The sequence below is a fragment of the Streptomyces sp. WAC 04229 genome, assembly GCF_003947455.1.
Lineage (GTDB): Bacteria > Actinomycetota > Actinomycetes > Streptomycetales > Streptomycetaceae > Streptomyces.
This window is the reverse complement of sequence record NZ_QHJH01000034.1, coordinates 35,275-53,932: the sequence shown is the minus strand read 5'-3', so window position 1 is coordinate 53,932 and position 18,658 is coordinate 35,275. Positions and strand designations below refer to the sequence as shown.

Below are 18,658 nucleotides of genomic sequence, written 5' to 3'. Positions count from 1 at the left end.
CATCTCCGCCGTGGAGCCCGGGCCCTGCCGGTCGTCGAAGTCCGGGGTGCGGCGGGTCCGGGGGCTGTCCGGCTCCTCGTGGCCGCGGGGGGCGTCCAGCGGGGCGCGCTCCACGGGCGGCTGCGCGTTCTCGTCGCTCCAGCTGGGCGTGCGGGGCTGCGGGTTGCCACCGGGCAGCTCGGCACGCGGGCCACCGCGCGGCGGCAGCTGCGGACGACGGCCCTGTCCGGCGTCGCCGTTGTTGCCGCGCTTGCCGCGCTGCGGGGGCGCGGCGGGACCGCGGCCACCGCCGAAGACGTCCTGGCCCTGCGGGGCGTTGCCCTGCGGGGCGTTCAGGCCCGCGGCCTGCAGGCCCTGCGGGGCACCGGGCGCCTGACCGCCACCGGCCCCCGCACCGGCCGGGGCCGGGCGGTTCTGCTGGCCGGGACCGGCCGGGGCCTGGGGACCGCGCGGACCGCCGGGCGCGCCCGGGCGACCGTCCGTGTCCCGTCCGGGGAGCGCGGCCCGCGGACCCTGGGCGGCACCGAGCCGGCCGCCCGGGGCGCCGCCACCGCTACCACCGAGCGCGCCACCGCCGCCGAAGGCACCTCCGGCGAGTGCGCCGCCCTGGCCGCCGCGGCGGGCCGCGGCGACACCCGCGGCGGCCTGCGCGGCCGCCGGCCCGCCGTTGCCGGAGGCGGACTGCCCCGGCTTCGGCTGCGGCTTGCGGCCGCCCTGGGCGACGTCCACGGGCAGCATGACCAGCGCGGTCGTGCCACCGGAGTCGGACGGCCGCAGCTGGATGCGGATGCCGTGGCGCTGCGAGAGGCGGCCGACCACGAACAGACCCATGCGGCGGGAGACGGAGACGTCCACGGTGGGCGGCGAGGCGAGCCGCTCGTTGATCGCGGCGAGGTCCTCGGGGGAGAGGCCGATGCCGGTGTCGTGGATCTCGATCAGGACGCGGCCGTCGGGCAGCGCGTGACCGGTGACCTTGACCTTGGTCTGCGGCGAGGAGAACGAGGTCGCGTTCTCCAGCAGCTCGGCGAGCAGGTGCACGAGGTCGTTGACCACGCGGCCGGCGACCTCGGTGGTCGGCACGGAAGCCAGCTCGATGCGCTCGTACTGCTCCACCTCGGAGGCGGCGGCACGGAGCACGTCGACCAGCGGGACCGGCCGGGTCCAGCGGCGGCCGGGCTCCTCACCGGCGAGGACGAGGAGGTTCTCACCGTTACGGCGCATGCGCGTCGCGAGGTGGTCGAGCTTGAACAGCGAGGACAGCTGGTCCGGGTCGGCCTCGCGGGACTCCAGTTCGGAGATGAGCGAGAGCTGACGCTGGATGAGGCCCTGGGAGCGGCGCGAGAGGTTGGTGAACATCGCGTTGACGTTGCCCCGCAGCAGGGCCTGCTCGGCGGCGAGGCGGACCGCCTCGCGGTGCACGTCGTCGAAGGCCGCGGCCACTCGGCCGATCTCGTCCCGGGAGTGCACACCGACCGACTCCACCGAGGTGTCGACGTCCTGCGGGTCGGTCTCGGACAGCTGCTTGACCAGCTCGGGCAGGCGGTCCTGGGCGACCTTGGTCGCGGTGTCCTCCAGGCGGCGCAGCGAGCGGATCATGGACCGCGCCACGACGAAGGCGCCGACCAGCGAGACGCCGAGCACGAGCAGGATGAGGACACCGGAGATGATGGCCTCGCGCTCGGACTCGTTGCGCAGCTCGCGGGCCTGCTGCTCCATGTCCTCCAGCAGCTTCAGCTCGATGTTCTTCATCTGCTGGATCTTGGTGGAGCTGTCGTCCAGCCAGTCCTGGTACGACCGGGGCTTGAGTTCGCCCAGGCCGTTGACACCGCTGAGGGCGCGGCCGGCGTACTGGTCGGACGCCTCGATCACCGGGTTGCCCTCGGAGATCGGCTTGAGGAGTTCCTCGGCGCCGTCGCCGTAGATGCTGCTGAAGCTGCGGATCTCGGACGTCTGGCTCTGCAGTGCCGACTGGGCGTAGAGCCGGTCGTTCTCGGAGAGCTTGCCCTTGCTGGTGTTGTTCGCGGGGAGCGCCGCCGCCAGGACCGCGCGCTGGATGGACGCGTACTCCTTGGCCGAGGAGAAGGCCGACAGGGCGCGCGTGCGCTGAATCATGTCGGGGTTGCTGGTCGCCTCCGCCATGTCCTGCGAGAGGTCGAGCAGGTGGTTGATCAGGCGGTGGTAGGCCTCGACGGTCTGGGTCGAGTTCTGCTTGGCCTGGTAGGCCGTGCCGCGGATCTTGTTCAGGTCGTTCAGGTCGCTCGCGAGGCCGACGAGGCTGTCGCGGACACCGACGAGGTTGCCGTCCTTGCTGGCGGCGTCGATCTCCTCGGAGTTGTCGAGGAAGTTCTTCAGAGCCCGGTCGGTCTGCTCGCGGTCGCCCTTGACGGCGATGGCGCTGGAGGCGGAGCCGTGTGCCAGGGGGCCGGCGGACTGGTCGCGCTCCTCCTGGAGCGCGGCGGCCAGTTCGGTGGCCTGCTTGGTCATCTCGGTCAGCAGCTTCATGTTGTCGAGCTGCTGGATGTCGTCCATCGACTGGCTGATGCGCATCGCGCCCAGCGAGGTGGCCGCGACCACCGGGAGCGCGAGCAGCGAGACCAGACGGGTGGAGATACGCCAGTTGCGCAGGGCTATTCGCGGGCCGGGGCCGCTCGGCGCGCCCTTGGCCGGCTTGGCGGACGGCTGCTGGTCGGGGGCGGCCGAACCGGCCGTCTGACCGGCGCGCTCTCCATTGTCGCCGGACGCGGTCTGGCCCGGGTTCTGGGCGTGCTGGGGCGAGGAGCCGACGGCCTTGGGGCCGGTCCCGCCGTGCGGCTCCGGCTCCGCCGAAGCGCTGCCATCCCTCTTGAAACGTCCCTGCACTAGCGTCGCAACCTCTGGACCAGGCGCCCCTCCGCGTGAACGGCGGGGCACGGTGTCGGCGTCATGGGGGCGCCCTGAATACGCCCCCGTGGTGGTCGTGAGTGACCGGCGCTGGTTCCCCCTTCTCGCCGCCGCCCGGCGCTGCTTTGCGCCCCCTGCGCGCCGGCTCGATCCTGCGGCGGTCCGTGGAATTCCAGCACAGTGCCGGATCTCCAACAAGGCCCGTGGGGTACGCCGTGAGATACGTGACAGCACGTGAGGGCCGAGTCACCAGACGTAGAAGATGATCACCCGCAAAAGGGACGTATACCCGCGAGTCGTCGACGTGCACAGGGTGTCCCAGTCGCCATGATCAGGAGCGGAATGCGGGCTTCAACGGTGAAATGTCTCATTGGTCCCGGTGTCGCTGGAGTCGCAATTGACCGGTTTGACCCTTGATAAGTGAGCAAACTCACACGCAGATCGCGGGCCCTCCCCGAGTTGCCGGGGAATTGCATGTTTAGCCTGACGCTTTACAGAGAAGGCAAAACCGACAACCCGCGCCCTCGCAGGGGTCATCGCAGCCCCTCGGGCGCCCGGACACGACAGGGCCTCCCACAACCGTGAAGACGACGATGATGTTCCACCAGATCGCCAACCCGCGGCGCACGACGCTGGCGCACCTCGACGACGCCGACGACCTGCGCACGCAGGAGCAGCCGGAGCACGCCGTCGAGCTCCCCGCCCAGACCGCCAACCCCCGGCGCACCGTCCTCATGGAGGTCCCGGTCGGGGCCGCCGTCGCAGAGTAGTACGTCACCCCGGCGCCGCCCGTTCAGGCGGCCCCGAGAGCACCAAGCGCCCGTCCGGCGGATCATGCCGGACGGGCGCGCCGCGTTAGCCTGGGGCGTCAGACTCCAGCCAGCTCAGTCAAGGGGCCAAGCAACCCGTGCGCATCGCCAGGTTCTCCATCGACGGGAACGTCGCCTTCGGCGCGGTCGAGGGCGACCAGCCGGACCAGCTCGTCCTCGACATCATCAAGGGCATCCCGTTCGGGGACTACGAGCTCTCCGGCACCAAGGTGCCCCTGAGCAAGGTGCGGCTGCTGCCGCCGGTGCTCCCGAACAAGGTCGTCGCCTTCGGCCGCAACTACGCCGAACACGCCCGCGAACTCGGCAACGAGGTGCCCGACGCCCCGTTCGCCTTCTTCAAGCCGTCCACCTCGGTGATCGGTCCCGGCGACGCCATCCAGTACCCCTCCTTCTCCGAGGAACTGCACCACGAGGCCGAACTCGCCGTCGTCATCGGCCGCATGTGCCGCGAGGTCCCGCGCGACCGCGTGCAGGACGTGATCTTCGGCTACACCTGCGCCAACGACGTCACCGCCCGCGACGTGCAGCGCCGCGAGAAGCAGTGGGCCCGGGCGAAGGGCTTCGACTCCGCCTGCCCGCTGGGACCCTGGGTGGAGACGGACATCGGCCTCGCCGCCGCGGCCGACCTGACCATCCAGCTCACGGTCAACGGCGCCCAGCGGCAGCTCGGCCGCACCAGCGAGATGATCCACTCCATCGAGGACCTGATCGTCAACATCTCCGAGGCCATGACGCTGCTTCCCGGCGACGTGATCCTCACGGGGACCCCGGCCGGCGTCGGCCCCCTCAACGTCGGCGACGAGGTCGCCGTCACCATCGAAGGCATCGGCACTCTCACCAACAAGGTTGTCAAGCGTGGCTAGCGCACCCGGCTCACCCGTACGCGTACGTTTCTGTCCGTCCCCCACCGGCAACCCCCACGTGGGTCTGGTGCGCACCGCCCTGTTCAACTGGGCGTTCGCCCGGCACCACCAGGGCACGCTGGTCTTCCGCATCGAGGACACCGACGCGGCCCGCGACTCCGAGGAGTCGTACACCCAGCTGCTGGACGCGATGCGCTGGCTGGGCTTCGACTGGGACGAGGGCCCCGAGGTCGGCGGCCCGCACGCGCCGTACCGCCAGTCGCAGCGCATGGACATCTACAAGGACGTCGCCGACAAGCTGCTCGCCACCGGCCACGCCTACCGCTGCTACTGCTCCCAGGAGGAGCTGGACAGCCGCCGCGAGGCCGCCCGCGCGGCCGGCCGGCCCTCCGGGTACGACGGCCACTGCCGTGACCTGAGCGACGCCGAGGTCGAGGGGTACAAGGCCGAGGGCCGCGCGCCCATCGTCCGCTTCCGGATGCCCGACGAGGCGATCACCTTCACGGACCTGGTCCGCGGCGAGATCACCTACCTCCCCGAGAACGTCCCGGACTACGGCATCGTCCGCGCCAACGGCGCCCCCCTCTACACGCTGGTCAACCCGGTCGACGACGCCCTGATGGAGATCACCCACGTCCTGCGCGGCGAGGACCTGCTCTCCTCCACCCCGCGACAGATCGCCCTGTACAAGGCGCTGACCGAGCTGGGCATCGCCAAGGAGATCCCGGCCTTCGGCCACCTCCCGTACGTCATGGGCGAGGGCAACAAGAAGCTCTCCAAGCGCGACCCCCAGTCGAGCCTGAACCTCTACCGCGAGCGCGGCTTCCTCCCCGAGGGCCTGCTCAACTACCTCTCCCTGCTCGGCTGGTCGCTCTCCGCCGACCAGGACATCTTCACGATCGACGAGATGGTGGCGGCCTTCGACGTCTCCGACGTGCAGCCCAACCCGGCTCGCTTCGACCTGAAGAAGTGCGAGGCGATCAACGGCGACCACATCCGGCTGCTGCCGGTGAAGGACTTCACCGAGCGCTGCCGCCCGTGGCTGAAGGCCCCGGCCGCCCCCTGGGCGCCCGAGGACTTCGACGAGGCCAAGTGGCAGGCCGTCGCGCCGCACGCGCAGACCCGCCTCAAGGTCCTCTCCGAGATCACGGACAACGTCGACTTCCTGTTCCTGCCGGAGCCGGTCCTCGACGAGGCGAGCTGGGCGAAGGCGATGAAGGAGGGCTCGGACGCCCTGCTCACCACCGCCCGCGAGAAGCTGGACGCGGCCGACTGGACGTCCCCCGAGTCCCTCAAGGAGGCCGTCCTGGCCGCCGGCGAGGCGCACGGCCTCAAGCTCGGCAAGGCCCAGGCCCCGGTCCGCGTCGCCGTCACCGGCCGCACCGTCGGCCTGCCCCTCTTCGAGTCCCTGGAGGTTCTGGGCAAGGAGAAGACGCTGGCCAGGATCGACACGGCGCTGGCCCGGCTCGCGGCCGCGTAACGCACGAGAGCGCAAGGGGCGGCACCCGCGCGGGTGCCGCCCCTTGCCTTGCCCCGGCCGGGTCGGCCGGCTGTCCGAGGCCAGGGCTCCGTCCGGCCCGCGGCTGCTCACCCCCGCGCCGCTCATCGAGATCGAGGGCCTCGCCGTCCAGTAACCGGTGCTGAAACGGCCCGGCCCACCGCTCTCGGTGTCTACGCTGGGTCCCATGCCGATCAAAGCCGTCGTATGGGACGTCGACGACACCCTCTTCGACTACACCACCGCCGACCGCGAGGGCATGCGGGCCCACCTGGTGGCCGAAGGCCTCCTCGCCGGGTACGGGTCGGCCGAGGAGGCCCTCGTGCGCTGGCGGCAGATCACCGACCGGCAGTGGGCGCGCTTCTCGGCCGGTGAGGTGGACTTCGTCACACAGCGCCGCGACCGCATCCGCGAGTTCCTGGGCCGGCCGGAGCTGACCGAGGCCGAGGCCGACGCCTGGTTCCAGCGCTACGTCACGCACTACGAGGCCGCCTGGTCCCTCTTCCCGGACGTGCTGCCCGTCCTCGACGCCCTCGCCGGCAGCCACCGGCACGCGGTGCTCTCCAACTCCAGCCTCACCGTCCAGGACCGCAAGCTGCGGGTCCTCGGTGTGCACGACCGCTTCGAGACCATCCTGTGCGCCGCCGAGCTGGGCGTCTCCAAGCCCGAGCCCGCCGCCTTCCTCGCGGCCTGCGACGCCCTGGCGCTCACCCCGTCCGAGGTCGCCTACGTCGGCGACCACCCGGAGATCGACGGACGCGGCGCCGCCGACGCCGGGCTGCTCTCCGTGTGGATCGACCGGGGCGGCGTCTACGCGACGGTGGACCCGCCGGAGGGGCCACGCCGTATCGCCTCGCTCTCCGAACTCCCCGCGCTGCTCGGCGCCGATACCCGTTTTGGAGCCCCGTCCACCTTCAGGTAATGTTCTTCCTGCGCCGCCGAGGAGCGGGCCGAAAGGGCCGGGAACCGGAAGCGCGAAGCTAGAGCGAAACCCCAGCAGGGGCTTGCGTTCCAGTGGCCTATGGTGTAATTGGCAGCACGAGTGATTCTGGTTCACTTAGTCTTGGTTCGAGTCCAGGTAGGCCAGCTCGCAGAGCTTATCTGCAATGCCCCCGTTGTGTAGCGGCCTAGCACGCCGCCCTCTCAAGGCGGTAGCGCCGGTTCGAATCCGGTCGGGGGTACGGTGATCTCTCACGAGGTGATCGCTAGGGCCCCCGTTGTGTAGCGGCCTAGCACGCCGCCCTCTCAAGGCGGTAGCGCCGGTTCGAATCCGGTCGGGGGTACGAACTGGTCTAAACCACATTGGTCTATGGTGTAATTGGCAGCACGACTGATTCTGGTTCAGTTAGTCTAGGTTCGAGTCCTGGTAGACCAGCTCGGATCTGCGGCGATGAAGCATGAAACGCCTGCAAGATCCACGCCCCCGTTGTGTAGCGGCCTAGCACGCCGCCCTCTCAAGGCGGTAGCGCCGGTTCGAATCCGGTCGGGGGTACAAGATCAGAAGGCCCTCCGCTTCGGCGGGGGGCCTTCTGGCGTTCCCAAGTCCCCGTACGTCCGCCCCGGTTCGGCGCCCCGGACGCGGTCGCGGGTCCTGACCGGGGGAGGGCCCGCCGCGGCGTTGAGGCGGGCCCGTCTCCGGTAGGTCGCGCAGGGGAAGGTGCCGGTCAGCCCGTGCGGCGCAGCGCCTCCGAGAGGCGGCCGGCGGCGTCGATGATCGCCTGGGCGTGCATCCGGCCCGGGTGGCGCGTCAGGCGCTCGATGGGGCCGGAGACGGACACGGCCGCCACCACGCGGTTGGAGGGGCCGCGCACCGGCGCCGAGACGGACGCGACGCCCGGCTCCCGCTCGCCGATGGACTGGGCCCAGCCGCGCCGCCGCACGCCGGACAGCGCCGTCGCCGTGAAGCGGGCGCCCTGGAGGCCGCGGTGCAGGCGCTCGGGCTCCTCCCAGGCCATCAGGATCTGCGCCGAGGAGCCGGCCTTCATGGTGAGCGTGGAGCCGACCGGGACCGTGTCCCTCAGGCCCGACAGACGCTCGGCCGCGGCCACGCAGATGCGCATGTCGCCCTGGCGGCGGTAGAGCTGAGCGCTCTCGCCCGTGACGTCGCGGAGGTGGGTGAGCACCGGGCCCGCGGTGGCCAGCAGCCGGTCCTCGCCGGCCGCCGCGGCCAGCTCGGCCAGGCGCGGGCCGAGAATGAAACGGCCCTGCATGTCGCGCGCCACCATGCGGTGGTGTTCCAGTGCCACGGCCAGGCGGTGGGCCGTGGGTCGTGCCAGTCCGGTCGCAGCGACCAATCCCGCGAGGGTGGCCGGGCCGGACTCCAGAGCGCTCAGGACGAGGGCCGCCTTGTCCAGAACGCCGACGCCGCTACTGTTGTCCATGAAACGATACTCCCGTCTCACTCTGTGAAACGCAAGTTCAATTTTCCATGGAACGCGCCACCCTGGATGGCACGAAGTCACAACGGCCCGTGACGTAAGGGCCTGGTGGCGGTTGCCCGGAAACACAGGGGTGCGGGCGCCGCTTCCCCAAAGATCTCTAGTTGGGCCGACGCTTCGTCGCCGGCCGGAGGGAAAGCGATGGGTAGGACACTCGCGGAGAAGGTCTGGGACGACCACGTCGTCCGGCGCGCCGAGGGCGAGCCCGACCTCCTCTTCATCGATCTGCACCTGCTGCACGAGGTGACCAGCCCGCAGGCCTTCGACGGCCTCCGCAAGAGCGGCCGCCCGGTGCGGCGGCTCGACCTGACCATCGCCACCGAGGACCACAACACCCCGACACTCGACATCGACAAGCCCATCGCGGACCCGGTCTCCCGGGCCCAGCTGGAGACGCTGCGCAAGAACTGCGCGGAATTCGGCGTCCGGCTGCACCCGCTGGGCGACGTCGAGCAGGGCGTCGTGCACGTGGTCGGCCCGCAGCTGGGCCTGACCCAGCCCGGCACCACCGTGGTCTGCGGCGACTCGCACACCTCGACGCACGGCGCCTTCGGCGCGCTGGCCTTCGGCATCGGCACCTCCCAGGTAGAGCACGTGCTGGCCACCCAGACGCTGCCCCTGGCCCGTCCGAAGACCATGGCCATCACGGTCAACGGCGAACTGCCCGACGGCGTCACCGCCAAGGACCTGATCCTCGCGATCATCGCGAAGATCGGCACCGGCGGCGGCCAGGGCTACGTCCTGGAGTACCGGGGCGAGGCCATCGAGAAGCTCTCGATGGAGGCCCGCATGACCATCTGCAACATGTCGATCGAGGCCGGCGCCCGCGCGGGCATGATCGCCCCCGACGCCACCACCTTCGACTACCTCCAGGGCCGCCCGCACGCCCCCGAGGGCGCGGACTGGGACGCCGCGGTCGAGTACTGGAAGACGCTGCGCACGGACGACGACGCCGAGTTCGACGCCGAGGTCGTCATCGAGGCCGCCGAGCTGTCCCCGTTCGTCACCTGGGGCACCAACCCGGGGCAGGGCGCGCCGCTTTCCGCCGCCGTTCCCGACCCGGCTTCGTACGAAGACGCTTCGGAGCGGTTCGCCGCCGAAAAGGCCCTGGAGTACATGGGGTTGGAGGCCGGTCAGCCGCTGCGTTCCATCAGCGTGGACACCGTCTTCGTAGGTTCCTGCACCAACGGCCGCATCGAGGACCTCCGCGCCGCCGCCGAGATCGTCAAGGACCGCAAAGTCGCCGACGGCGTACGGATGCTGGTCGTCCCGGGCTCCGCGCGGGTGGGCCTGCAGGCCGTCTCCGAGGGCCTGGACGTGGTCTTCAAGGAGGCCGGCGCCGAATGGCGGCACGCGGGCTGCTCGATGTGCCTGGGCATGAACCCGGACCAGCTGGCCCCCGGTGAGCGCTCCGCCTCCACCTCCAACCGCAACTTCGAGGGGCGCCAGGGCAAGGGCGGCCGTACCCACCTGGTGTCCCCGCAGGTCGCGGCTGCGACGGCGGTCCTGGGTCACCTGGCCTCCCCGGCCGACCTGTCCGCCGCCGACGTCCCCACGCCCGCTGGAGTCTGAGAGTCATGGAAGCATTCACCACGCACACCGGCCGGGCCGTCCCGCTGCGCCGCAGCAACGTCGACACCGACCAGATCATCCCCGCCCACTGGCTCAAGAAGGTGACCCGGGACGGGTTCGAGGACGGGCTGTTCGAGGCCTGGCGCAAGGACGGGTCCTTCGTCCTCAACCAGCCCGAGCGCCAGGGCGCCACGGTTCTGGTGGCCGGCCCCGACTTCGGCACCGGCTCCTCCCGTGAGCACGCCGTCTGGGCGCTGCAGAACTACGGCTTCAAGGCCGTGATCTCCTCCCGCTTCGCCGACATCTTCCGGGGCAACTCGCTGAAGAACGGCCTGCTCACCGTGGTCCTCGACCAGAAGATCGTGGACGCGCTGTGGGCGCTCACGGAGCAGGACCCGCAGGCGGAGATCACCGTCGACCTGGAGGCCCGCGAGGTCCGGGCGGAGGGTGTCACGGCCCCCTTCGAGCTGGACGAGAACTCCCGCTGGCGGCTGCTGAACGGGCTGGACGACATCTCGATCACCCTCCAGAACGAGGCGGACATCGCCGCGTACGAGGCGAAGCGCCCTTCGCACAAGCCGCAGACCATCCAGGTCTGACCCCGGAGCCCGCAGAGGCGCCGGCAAGGTCGAGTTTCGGCCACCCAACACCCCCGCCGTACCCCCGATCAGCCCGATCGGGGGTACGGCCGTTTTCGGGTCGGGCGGCGGGCGCCCGTCAGCGGTGAGGCACACAACTTCCCACGTTAAAGGCATGGTTGCCGGGGTACAGAAGTTCTGGAGGCGCGGGTTGCGGGAGTGCCCGGATGGCCGTTCGGGGCGGCAGTTGCCCCCTGCGCAGGCGACAACTCGCCCCAGATGGCACAATCTGTGCATGGACCACGACGGCCAACTCGAGCTCTATGCGGCGGTCGCGGTCCGGCTCAAGGAAGCGCACACAAGAGTGCGTGCACTGCAAGTCCCGGAGGGCGTACGGATGGCGCTGACCCGGAAGCTGCTGGTCATTACGGCCGCGGCCAAACACGATCTCGCCGGTGCGGCAAGGCGCCTGGATCGGTTCACCGCCGACCTCGACGAGGGTCGATTCCCCGAAGAGGACGGCTGAACAGGCCGGGGCGGCCCGAGTCCGTTGCGGCACAAGGGTGATTAGCCCGTTTCGTGTTTGATTTGCGGTATATATCTGCCTAACGTGCGAAAAAGCTTGAACACATTCGTTCTGGCGATGTCTCCGAAGGGGAAGACGTGAACAAGGCGCAGCTCGTAGAAGCGATTGCCGACAAGGTGGGCGGCAGGCAGCAGGCCGCCGACGCCGTCGACGCGGTCCTGGACGCCCTCGTCCGTGCCGTGGTCTCGGGCGACCGGGTCTCGGTCACCGGCTTCGGTTCCTTCGAGAAGGTCGACCGTCCCGCCCGCTACGCCCGCAACCCCCAGACGGGCGAGCGGGTTCGGGTCAAGAAGACCTCGGTGCCGCGCTTCCGCGCGGGTCAGGGCTTCAAGGACCTGGTGAGCGGCTCGAAGAAGCTCCCGAAGAACGACATCGCGGTCAAGAAGGCCCCCAAGGGCAGCCTGTCCGGCCCGTCGGCCACGATCTCCAAGGCCGCGGGCAAGAAGGCCGCCGCCAAGAAGACCGCGGCGAAGAAGGCCACGGGTGCGGCGAAGAAGACCACCGCGGCGAAGAAGACCGCGGCGAAGAAGGCCACGGGTGCGGCGAAGAAGACCACCGCGGCGAAGAAGACCACCGCCAAGAAGTCCGCCGCCAAGACCACCGCGACGGCGAAGAAGACCGCGGCGAAGAAGGCTCCCGCCAAGAAGGCGACCGCCAAGAAGGCTCCGGCCAAGAAGTCGACCGCACGCAAGACCACCGCCAAGAAGGCCACCGCTCGCAAGAAGTAGCAGCCGGCGGTAGCGGCGGCAGCAGGCGGACAGGGCTCTCACGCGCCGGGCCGGACTCCCTCTCGGAGTCCGGCCCGCGGCGTTTTCCCAGGCCGTTCAGAGGGTCTGGAGCGTCACCAGCGTGATCCGGCGGTCCTCGCCCGCCCCCTCCGTCTCGATCCGCACCCGCTGCCCGGGCCGCAGCAGCCGCAGGCCCCCCGCGTCGAACGCCGCCGCGTCGAAGGGCACGGGCGTGCCGTCGTCGAGCAGTACCTGCCCGCTGCGGCTCTCGGGGTCGTACGTGTACGCGGTCGCCTGCATGGCGGCAGCCTACTGCCCGGCGATCAGCAGCCGCGCCGCCACCGCCGCCGTCCGGGGCCCCACCCCCAGCGCCAGGGCGGAGCGCAGATCACCGCCGGTGTCGACGTCCTGCCGTACGGAATCCACCGCGCCGAGGGACAGTTCCACCGCGCCGGACGCACGGTGGCGGACCCGGGAATCCGGACCGAATGCCGGGGACAATTCGACGCCCGGTGCCGCGGTCAGCAAGGTCGTGCCGATTCCGGCCGCGTCGGGGAGAAAAGCACGCGGGAATTGCCCGGCCGCCGCCAGGACCCGCGCCAATTCCGCCGGCCGCAGCGCGGGGAGATCTGCGTTGAGTGCCGCCACCGGAGTTCCGGGACATGCCGCGCGGACCGCACCGGCGCCGTGCGCGAGCGCCGCGTTCAGGCCGCCCCGGGGCTCGTCCGTGACGAGGGCCGCGCCGAGCGCCGCCAGTTCCCGCCCGGCCCGTGCGTCGTCCGTGACGACTGCCACATCCGCGACCGCCGGGCAGGCCAGCGCGGCTGCCACGGCGTCCTGGGCGAACGCCAGCGCGAGATCCGGCCGGACCCCGGCGTCCGCGGTGTCCGACAGCCTGCTCTTGGCCCGGGCGAGGGGCTTCACGGGTACGACCAAGGTCCACTGCACGAGCGTTCCGTCCTTCTCTCGTCGCCGTCATTGTCACCTGGGAGATCTGGCGGTTCACTCGCCGGGGCGTACGGTGTTCTCGACAGACGGGCGGCCCGGGGCGACACTTGTCCGGCCCCAGGCCCTGGAGGAAAGGTGTCAGCGTGCCCCGCCGCAGAATCGGCTTCTGGTACCGCCTGGCCGCGGTGATCTGCAAACCGCCGCTCATGGTTCTGATCAAGCGGGACTGGCGGGGAATGGAGAACATTCCGGCCGACGGCGGATTTATCACCGCCGTGAACCACAATTCGCACGTGGACCCCTTCGCGTACGCGCACTACCAGTACAACACCGGGCGCGTCCCCCGATTCCTGGCGAAGAGCGGCCTTTTCAAGAAGGGCTTCGTCGGCGCCGCGATGCGGGGCACCGGGCAGATCCCCGTCTACCGCGAGAGCACGGACGCCCTCAGCGCCTTCCGGGCCGCGATCGAGGCCGTGGAGCGCGGCGAGTGCGTCGCCTTCTACCCCGAGGGCACCCTCACCCGCGACCCGGACGGCTGGCCGATGACCGCCAAGACCGGTGCCGCGCGCGTGGCCCTGCAGACCAAGTGCCCGGTGATCCCGGTCGCCCAGTGGGGTTGCAACGAACTGCTGCCGCCCTACGCCAAGAAGCCGAACCTCCTCCCGCGCAAGACCCACCGCGTACTGGCGGGGCCGCCGGTCGACCTCTCGCGGTTCTACGACCGGGAGATGACCGCGGAGCTGCTGAAGGAGGCCACCGAGGTCATCATGGCCGCCGTCACCGGCCACCTGGAGGAGATCCGGGGCGAGAAGGCCCCCCGGACCCCCTACGACCCGCGCCGCGAGCGGATCGAGCAGCGGCGCCGTACGCAGTCGCAGACACCGTCGCAGTCGCAGTCGCAGCCGGCGCCGGCACGGACGCGGGGAACGCAGGCAGAAGGGCAGAGCACGTGAGCAAGCCGGTCAAGGCGGCCGTCTTCGGCACCGGATCCTGGGGCACCGCCTTCGGCACGGTCCTCGCCGACGCGGGGTGCGACGTCACCCTGTGGGGACGCCGCGCCGACCTCGCCGACGCCGTCAACTCCACCCGGACCAACCCGGACTACCTGCCCGGCGTGGAACTCCCCGCCGGCCTGCGGGCCACCACCGACGCCGCCGAGGCCGCGCGCGACGCCGACTTCACGGTTCTCGCCGTCCCGTCCCAGACGCTGCGCGCCAACCTCGCCGACTGGACGCCGCTGCTGGCGCCCGGCACGGTCCTGGTGTCGCTGATGAAGGGCGTCGAACTCGGCTCCGCGATGCGGATGAGCGAAGTCATCGAGGACGTCGCCAAGGTCGGCGCCGAGCGCATCGCCGTGGTCACCGGGCCCAACCTGGCCCGCGAGATCGCCGCCCGCATGCCGGCCGCCGCCGTGGTCGCCTGCCCCGACGAATCCGTCGCCCAGCGCCTCCAGACCGCCTGCCACACGCCGTACTTCCGCCCGTACACCAACACCGACGTCGTCGGCTGCGAACTGGGCGGCGCCGTGAAGAACGTGATCGGGCTGGCCGTCGGCATCGCGGACGGCATGGGACTGGGCGACAACGCCAAGGGCTCCCTGATCACCCGCGGCCTGGCCGAGACCACCCGCCTCGGGGTCGCCCTCGGCGCCGACCCGCTGACCTTCTCCGGACTGGCCGGGCTCGGCGACCTGGTGGCGACCTGCTCGTCCCCGCTGTCCCGCAACCACACCTTCGGCACCAACCTGGGCAAGGGCATGACCCTCCAGGAGACCATCGCGGTCACCAGGCAGACCGCCGAGGGCGTCAAGTCCTGCGAGTCGGTGCTGGATCTGGCGCGCAGGCACGGCGTCGACATGCCGATCACCGAGACCGTGGTCGCCATCGTGCACGAGGGCAAGCCCCCGGTCGTCGCGGTCAAGGAGCTGATGTCGCGCAGCGCGAAGCCCGAGCGACGCTGAGCGACACCGCAGACCGCACCCCGGGCGCCACCCGCGCCACGCGGCCCCGCCTGCGCTGTCTCGGGGCTCTACGGGCGGGTACTCTCAACGCGATATGAGCACCGAGAACCTCCCCCAGAGCCCCGAGCAGCCGCCTCGCAAGCCGCGTGTGGCCGTCGTGTTCGGCGGGCGAAGCTCCGAACACGGGATCTCCGTGGTCACCGCCGGCGCCGTCCTCGCGGCCATCGACCGGACCAAGTACGACGTCCTGCCGATCGGCATCACCAGGGACGGCCGCTGGGCCCTCACCGCCGACGAACCGGAACGCATGGCGATCACCGAGCGCCGTACGCCCGACGTCGAGGAACTGGCCGAGTCGACCGAGGGCGCCGTGGTGCTGCCCGTCGACCCCGCCAACCGCGAAGTCGTCTACAGCGAACCCGGTGCGGTGCCCAAGGCGCTGGGCGAGGTCGACGTCGTCTTCCCCGTGCTGCACGGCCCGTACGGCGAGGACGGCACCCTCCAGGGGCTCCTGGACCTGTCCGGTGTGCCCTACGTCGGCGCGGGCGTGCTCGCCTCGGCCATCGGCCAGGACAAGGAGTACATGAAGGCGGTGTTCGCCTCCTACGGGCTCAAGGTCGGCCCGTACGTGGTGATCCGGCCCCGCGAGTGGGGGCAGAACCGGGCCGGCGCCCGCGAGAAGATCGTCGACTTCGCCGGCGAGCACGGCTGGCCGCTGTTCGTGAAGCCCGCGCGCGCGGGTTCCTCGATCGGCATCACCAAGGTCGACGATGTCGCCGGACTCGACGAGGCGATCGAGGAGGCCCGGCGCCACGACCCGAAGATCCTGGTCGAGGCGACCCTGCGCGGCCGGGAGATCGAGTGCGGGGTGCTGGAGTACGAGGACGGCCCCCGGGCCTCCGTCCCCGCCGAGATCCCGCCGCCCTCGGAGCACGCGTACTACGACTTCGAGGCCAAGTACATCGACTCCACCCCCGGCATCGTGCCCGCCCCGCTGACGCCCGAGGAGACCGCCGAGGTCCAGCGCCTGGCCGTCGCGGCGTTCGACGCGGCCTCCTGCGAGGGGCTGGTGCGCGCGGACTTCTTCCTCACCGAGGACGGCGAGTTCGTGATCAACGAGATCAACACCATGCCCGGATTCACACCGATCTCCATGTACCCGCAGATGTGGCAGGCGAGCGGGGTCGCCTACCCCGAGCTGGTGGACCGGCTGGTCCAGGCGGCACTGCGGCGCCCGACGGGGTTGCGCTGACGTCCGCCGCCCCGCGCACGGCCAGAAGGCGACCCCCTCGGGGGTCGCCTTCTCGCAGTATGATCAGCGGGTTTCCCCGGCCCGCAGGCGGCAGCGTGTTGTCCGGGTTCCGCCACAGCTTCGTGACCGGGGCCCGGGCCGGGAACCGCCGCCACCCCGCTGTCGTCTGCTGAGGAGCAGCCGGCGGCGGCGATCAACAGTACGAGAGCGAGCGGGCGGAAGGGGGTCAGAGATGAACCACGGGGCAGGTCAGTGTGCGTGTGATGCCGTCCACCTGCTGGACCTTGGCGACCACCATGCGACCGAGTTCGTCGACGGTGTCGGACTGGGCGCGCACGATGACGTCGTAGGGTCCTGTGACGTCCTCGGCCGTGATCACCCCGGGGATCTTGCTGATCGTCTCGGCGACGGTCGACGCCTTGCCGACCTCCGTCTGGATCAGGATGTACGCCTGTACCACGGAACCTCCAGAGCGGCCACGAGGATCATGTGGGGAAAAGGAACGCCACGGTATCGCGTAGCCGCTCTCCGCGGGGAGACCCGTGGGCCGCGGTCCCCGCGCGCCGGGGTGCCGGAATGACACGAGTTGACGATCACGCCGACCGTGGCGACGGTCATGTCGACCGTAACGAGGACAGAGATGACGCGCGACCGGGCACGGACAGGGACAGAAGGGGAGCCAAGGCGATGAAGGGCACTGTTGGTGAGCTGGGGGAGTTCGGGCTCATCAGGGAGCTCACCTCCCGTCTCACCACCACCCCGGCGGTCCGGGTGGGACCCGGCGACGACGCCGCGGTGGTGGCCGCGCCCGACCGCCGGGTGGTGGCCAGCACCGACATTCTCGTCGAGGGCCGGCACTTCCGCCGGGACTGGTCCACCGCGTACGACGTGGGCCGCAAGGCGGCGGCGCAGAACCTGGCGGACATCGCCGCCATGGGCGCCGTGCCGACCGCGCTGCTGCTCGGCCTGGTCGTCCCCGCCGAGCTGCCGGTGACCTGGCCGACCGAGCTGATGGACGGCCTGCGCGACGAGTGCCAGGTGGCCGGCGCCTCCGTGGTCGGCGGCGACGTGGTGCGCGGCGACACCATCACCGTCTCCATCACCGCGCTGGGCGACCTGCGCAACCAGGAGCCCGTCACCCGGGGCGGCGCCCAGCCCGGCGACCTCGTCGCGGTGACCGGCTGGCTGGGCTGGTCCGCCGCCGGTTTCGCCGTGCTGTCCCGCGGCTTCCGCTCGCCGCGCGCCTTCGTCGAGGCACACCGGCGCCCCGAGCCCCCGTACCACGCGGGCCCGGCCGCGGCCGGGCTCGGCGCCACCGCCATGTGCGACGTGAGTGACGGGCTCATCGCCGACCTGGGTCACATCGCCGAGGCCAGCAAGGTCAGGATCGACGTCCGCTCCGGCCAGATCGACATCCCGTCCCAGATGAACGACATCGGGCAGGCCGTCGGCGTCGACCCCATGCAGTGGGTGCTCACCGGGGGAGAGGACCACGCGATCGTGGCGACCTTCCCGCCGGACGTGAAGCTGCCCGCCCGCTGGAAGGTCATCGGCGAGGTCCTCAACCCCTCCGCGCTGCCCCAGGTGACCGTCGACGGGGCGCCCTGGACCAGCAAGGGCGGCTGGGACCACTTCGGCGGGGAGGTCGAGGCATGAGGCCGCCCCTGGTACTCACCGTGGCCGGCTCCGACTCCGGCGGCGGCGCCGGCATCCAGGCAGACCTGAAGACCATGCTGGCCCTCGGCACGCACGGCATGAGCGTGCTCACCGCGGTCACCGCGCAGAACTCCCTCGGCGTGCAGGGCGCCTGGGAGCTGCCCGTGGACGCGGTACGGGCCCAGTACCGCAGCGTCGTCGACGACATCGGCGTCCAGGCGGTCAAGACCGGGATGCTCGCCTCAGCGGAACTGGTGGAGACGGTCGCCGAACTGCTGGGCGGCACGGACGCCCCGGCCGTCGTCGACCCGGTCGGCGTCTCCAAGCACGGGGACGCGCTGCTCGCCGCCTCGGCCCTGGACTCGGTCCGCACCAAGCTGCTGCCGGTGGCCACCGTCGCCACACCGAACCTCGACGAGGTCGCGCAACTGACCGGCGTACGCGTCGAGTCCGAGGGCGACCTGCGCCGGGCGGCCGCCGCCCTGCTGGAGTACGGGCCGCGCTGGGCGCTGATCAAGGGCGGCCATCTGCGCGGCGAGGCCGTGGATCTGCTCACCGACGGCTCCGAGGAGCACTGGCTGCGCGCCCCGCGCCTCGACAACCGGCACACGCACGGCACGGGCTGCACCCTCGCGTCGGCCATCGCGTGCGGCCTCGCGAAGGGGCGGTCGGTGCCGGAGGCGGTGACCGAGGCGAAGGAGTACGTCACCGGCGCGATCGGGGCCGGCTTCGCGCTCGGCGACGGGATCGGGCCGGTCGATCACGGGTGGGCGCTCGGGCGGGACACCGCCTGAGCCGCGCGTGACCCACGAGCGTGACCGCGAAGACGGCCTACCACCGGCTTGTGAGCACGGCAAAAAGCCGGTCCA

18 protein-coding genes and 5 tRNA genes are annotated in these 18,658 nt (G+C 71.1%); 18 read left to right on the top strand and 5 right to left on the bottom strand.

Annotation, left to right across the window (positions count from 1 at the left end):
• Positions 1–2,859: nitrate- and nitrite sensing domain-containing protein (locus tag DMH12_RS12895; RefSeq protein WP_125491707.1), on the bottom strand; the 2,859-nt coding region annotated here is incomplete at its 3' end.
• Positions 2,860–3,461: 602 nt separating this feature from the next.
• On the opposite strand from DMH12_RS12895, the gene DMH12_RS12890 reads away from it, so the two are divergent.
• From DMH12_RS12890 to DMH12_RS12850, 9 genes are all read left to right on the top strand, one after another.
• Complete coding sequence (locus tag DMH12_RS12890; RefSeq protein WP_064730001.1) at positions 3,462–3,650, top strand: hypothetical protein; 189 nt, start codon at positions 3,462–3,464, stop codon at positions 3,648–3,650.
• Positions 3,651–3,787: 137 nt separating this feature from the next.
• Complete coding sequence (locus DMH12_RS12885; RefSeq protein ID WP_125491706.1) at positions 3,788–4,573, top strand: fumarylacetoacetate hydrolase family protein; 786 nt, start codon at positions 3,788–3,790, stop codon at positions 4,571–4,573.
• Positions 4,566–6,053, top strand: coding sequence for a glutamate--tRNA ligase (gene gltX / locus DMH12_RS12880; RefSeq protein ID WP_125491705.1), 1,488 nt, complete (start codon positions 4,566–4,568; stop codon positions 6,051–6,053). Before DMH12_RS12885 ends, gltX begins: the two co-directional genes overlap by 8 nt.
• A gap of 205 nt (positions 6,054–6,258) precedes the next feature.
• A complete protein-coding gene (locus tag DMH12_RS12875; RefSeq protein WP_125491704.1) occupies positions 6,259–6,993 on the top strand; it encodes an HAD family hydrolase in 735 nt (244 codons plus the stop codon).
• Between the two features lie 93 nt (positions 6,994–7,086).
• A tRNA-Gln gene (locus tag DMH12_RS12870) sits at positions 7,087–7,158 on the top strand.
• A gap of 21 nt (positions 7,159–7,179) precedes the next feature.
• Positions 7,180–7,252: transfer RNA gene (locus tag DMH12_RS12865), tRNA-Glu, on the top strand.
• 29 nt (positions 7,253–7,281) lie between these two features.
• Positions 7,282–7,354, top strand: a tRNA-Glu gene (locus tag DMH12_RS12860).
• A gap of 20 nt (positions 7,355–7,374) precedes the next feature.
• Positions 7,375–7,446 (top strand) — tRNA-Gln (locus DMH12_RS12855).
• 44 nt (positions 7,447–7,490) lie between these two features.
• A tRNA-Glu gene (locus tag DMH12_RS12850) sits at positions 7,491–7,563 on the top strand.
• Between the two features lie 172 nt (positions 7,564–7,735).
• Here the strand turns inward: DMH12_RS12850 and ndgR are convergent.
• Entirely contained in the window at positions 7,736–8,452 is a 717-nt protein-coding gene (ndgR, locus tag DMH12_RS12845) for an IclR family transcriptional regulator NdgR (RefSeq protein WP_053137572.1), read from the bottom strand.
• Positions 8,453–8,650: 198 nt separating this feature from the next.
• On the opposite strand from ndgR, the gene leuC reads away from it, so the two are divergent.
• The 4 genes from leuC (at position 8,651) to DMH12_RS12825 (ending at position 11,973) form a co-directional block, all read left to right on the top strand.
• Entirely contained in the window at positions 8,651–10,081 is a 1,431-nt protein-coding gene (gene leuC / locus DMH12_RS12840; protein WP_125491703.1) for a 3-isopropylmalate dehydratase large subunit, read from the top strand.
• Between the two features lie 5 nt (positions 10,082–10,086).
• Complete coding sequence (leuD, locus tag DMH12_RS12835) at positions 10,087–10,680, top strand: 3-isopropylmalate dehydratase small subunit (RefSeq protein WP_125491702.1); 594 nt, start codon at positions 10,087–10,089, stop codon at positions 10,678–10,680.
• A gap of 274 nt (positions 10,681–10,954) precedes the next feature.
• Positions 10,955–11,185: a hypothetical protein gene (locus tag DMH12_RS12830; protein WP_122617654.1), complete on the top strand. Its 231-nt coding sequence runs from the start codon at positions 10,955–10,957 to the stop codon at positions 11,183–11,185.
• 137 nt (positions 11,186–11,322) lie between these two features.
• A complete protein-coding gene (locus DMH12_RS12825; protein WP_125491701.1) occupies positions 11,323–11,973 on the top strand; it encodes an HU family DNA-binding protein in 651 nt (216 codons plus the stop codon).
• 96 nt (positions 11,974–12,069) lie between these two features.
• Here the strand turns inward: DMH12_RS12825 and DMH12_RS12820 are convergent, their stop codons facing one another.
• Both DMH12_RS12820 and cofC read right to left on the bottom strand, forming a co-directional pair.
• Positions 12,070–12,273 (bottom strand): hypothetical protein, encoded by a 204-nt coding sequence (locus DMH12_RS12820; protein WP_122617656.1) that lies wholly within the window; start codon positions 12,271–12,273, stop codon positions 12,070–12,072.
• Between the two features lie 9 nt (positions 12,274–12,282).
• Entirely contained in the window at positions 12,283–12,921 is a 639-nt protein-coding gene (gene cofC, locus DMH12_RS12815; protein ID WP_125491700.1) for a 2-phospho-L-lactate guanylyltransferase, read from the bottom strand.
• A 143-nt stretch (positions 12,922–13,064) separates the two neighbouring features.
• Here cofC and DMH12_RS12810 point away from each other — a divergent pair, with 143 nt between their 5' ends.
• The 3 genes from DMH12_RS12810 (at position 13,065) to DMH12_RS12800 (ending at position 16,133) form a co-directional block, all read left to right on the top strand.
• On the top strand, positions 13,065–13,874 hold the full coding sequence (locus DMH12_RS12810; protein ID WP_125491699.1) for a 1-acyl-sn-glycerol-3-phosphate acyltransferase: 810 nt from the start codon (positions 13,065–13,067) through the stop codon (positions 13,872–13,874).
• Complete coding sequence (locus DMH12_RS12805) at positions 13,871–14,881, top strand: NAD(P)H-dependent glycerol-3-phosphate dehydrogenase (protein WP_125491698.1); 1,011 nt, start codon at positions 13,871–13,873, stop codon at positions 14,879–14,881. Before DMH12_RS12810 ends, DMH12_RS12805 begins: the two co-directional genes overlap by 4 nt.
• A 94-nt stretch (positions 14,882–14,975) precedes the next feature.
• Complete coding sequence (locus DMH12_RS12800) at positions 14,976–16,133, top strand: D-alanine--D-alanine ligase family protein (protein WP_125491697.1); 1,158 nt, start codon at positions 14,976–14,978, stop codon at positions 16,131–16,133.
• A 226-nt stretch (positions 16,134–16,359) separates the two neighbouring features.
• Here DMH12_RS12800 and DMH12_RS12790 read toward each other — a convergent pair whose 3' ends face one another.
• Complete coding sequence (locus tag DMH12_RS12790; protein ID WP_122617661.1) at positions 16,360–16,593, bottom strand: Lrp/AsnC ligand binding domain-containing protein; 234 nt, start codon at positions 16,591–16,593, stop codon at positions 16,360–16,362.
• 227 nt (positions 16,594–16,820) lie between these two features.
• On the opposite strand from DMH12_RS12790, the gene DMH12_RS12785 reads away from it, so the two are divergent.
• Both DMH12_RS12785 and thiD read left to right on the top strand, forming a co-directional pair.
• Positions 16,821–17,789 (top strand): thiamine-phosphate kinase, encoded by a 969-nt coding sequence (locus DMH12_RS12785; RefSeq protein WP_064730013.1) that lies wholly within the window; start codon positions 16,821–16,823, stop codon positions 17,787–17,789.
• Positions 17,786–18,583: a bifunctional hydroxymethylpyrimidine kinase/phosphomethylpyrimidine kinase gene (thiD, locus tag DMH12_RS12780; RefSeq protein ID WP_125491696.1), complete on the top strand. Its 798-nt coding sequence runs from the start codon at positions 17,786–17,788 to the stop codon at positions 18,581–18,583. The genes DMH12_RS12785 and thiD overlap by 4 nt, the downstream gene beginning before the upstream one ends.
• Positions 18,584–18,658: the final 75 nt, after the last annotated feature.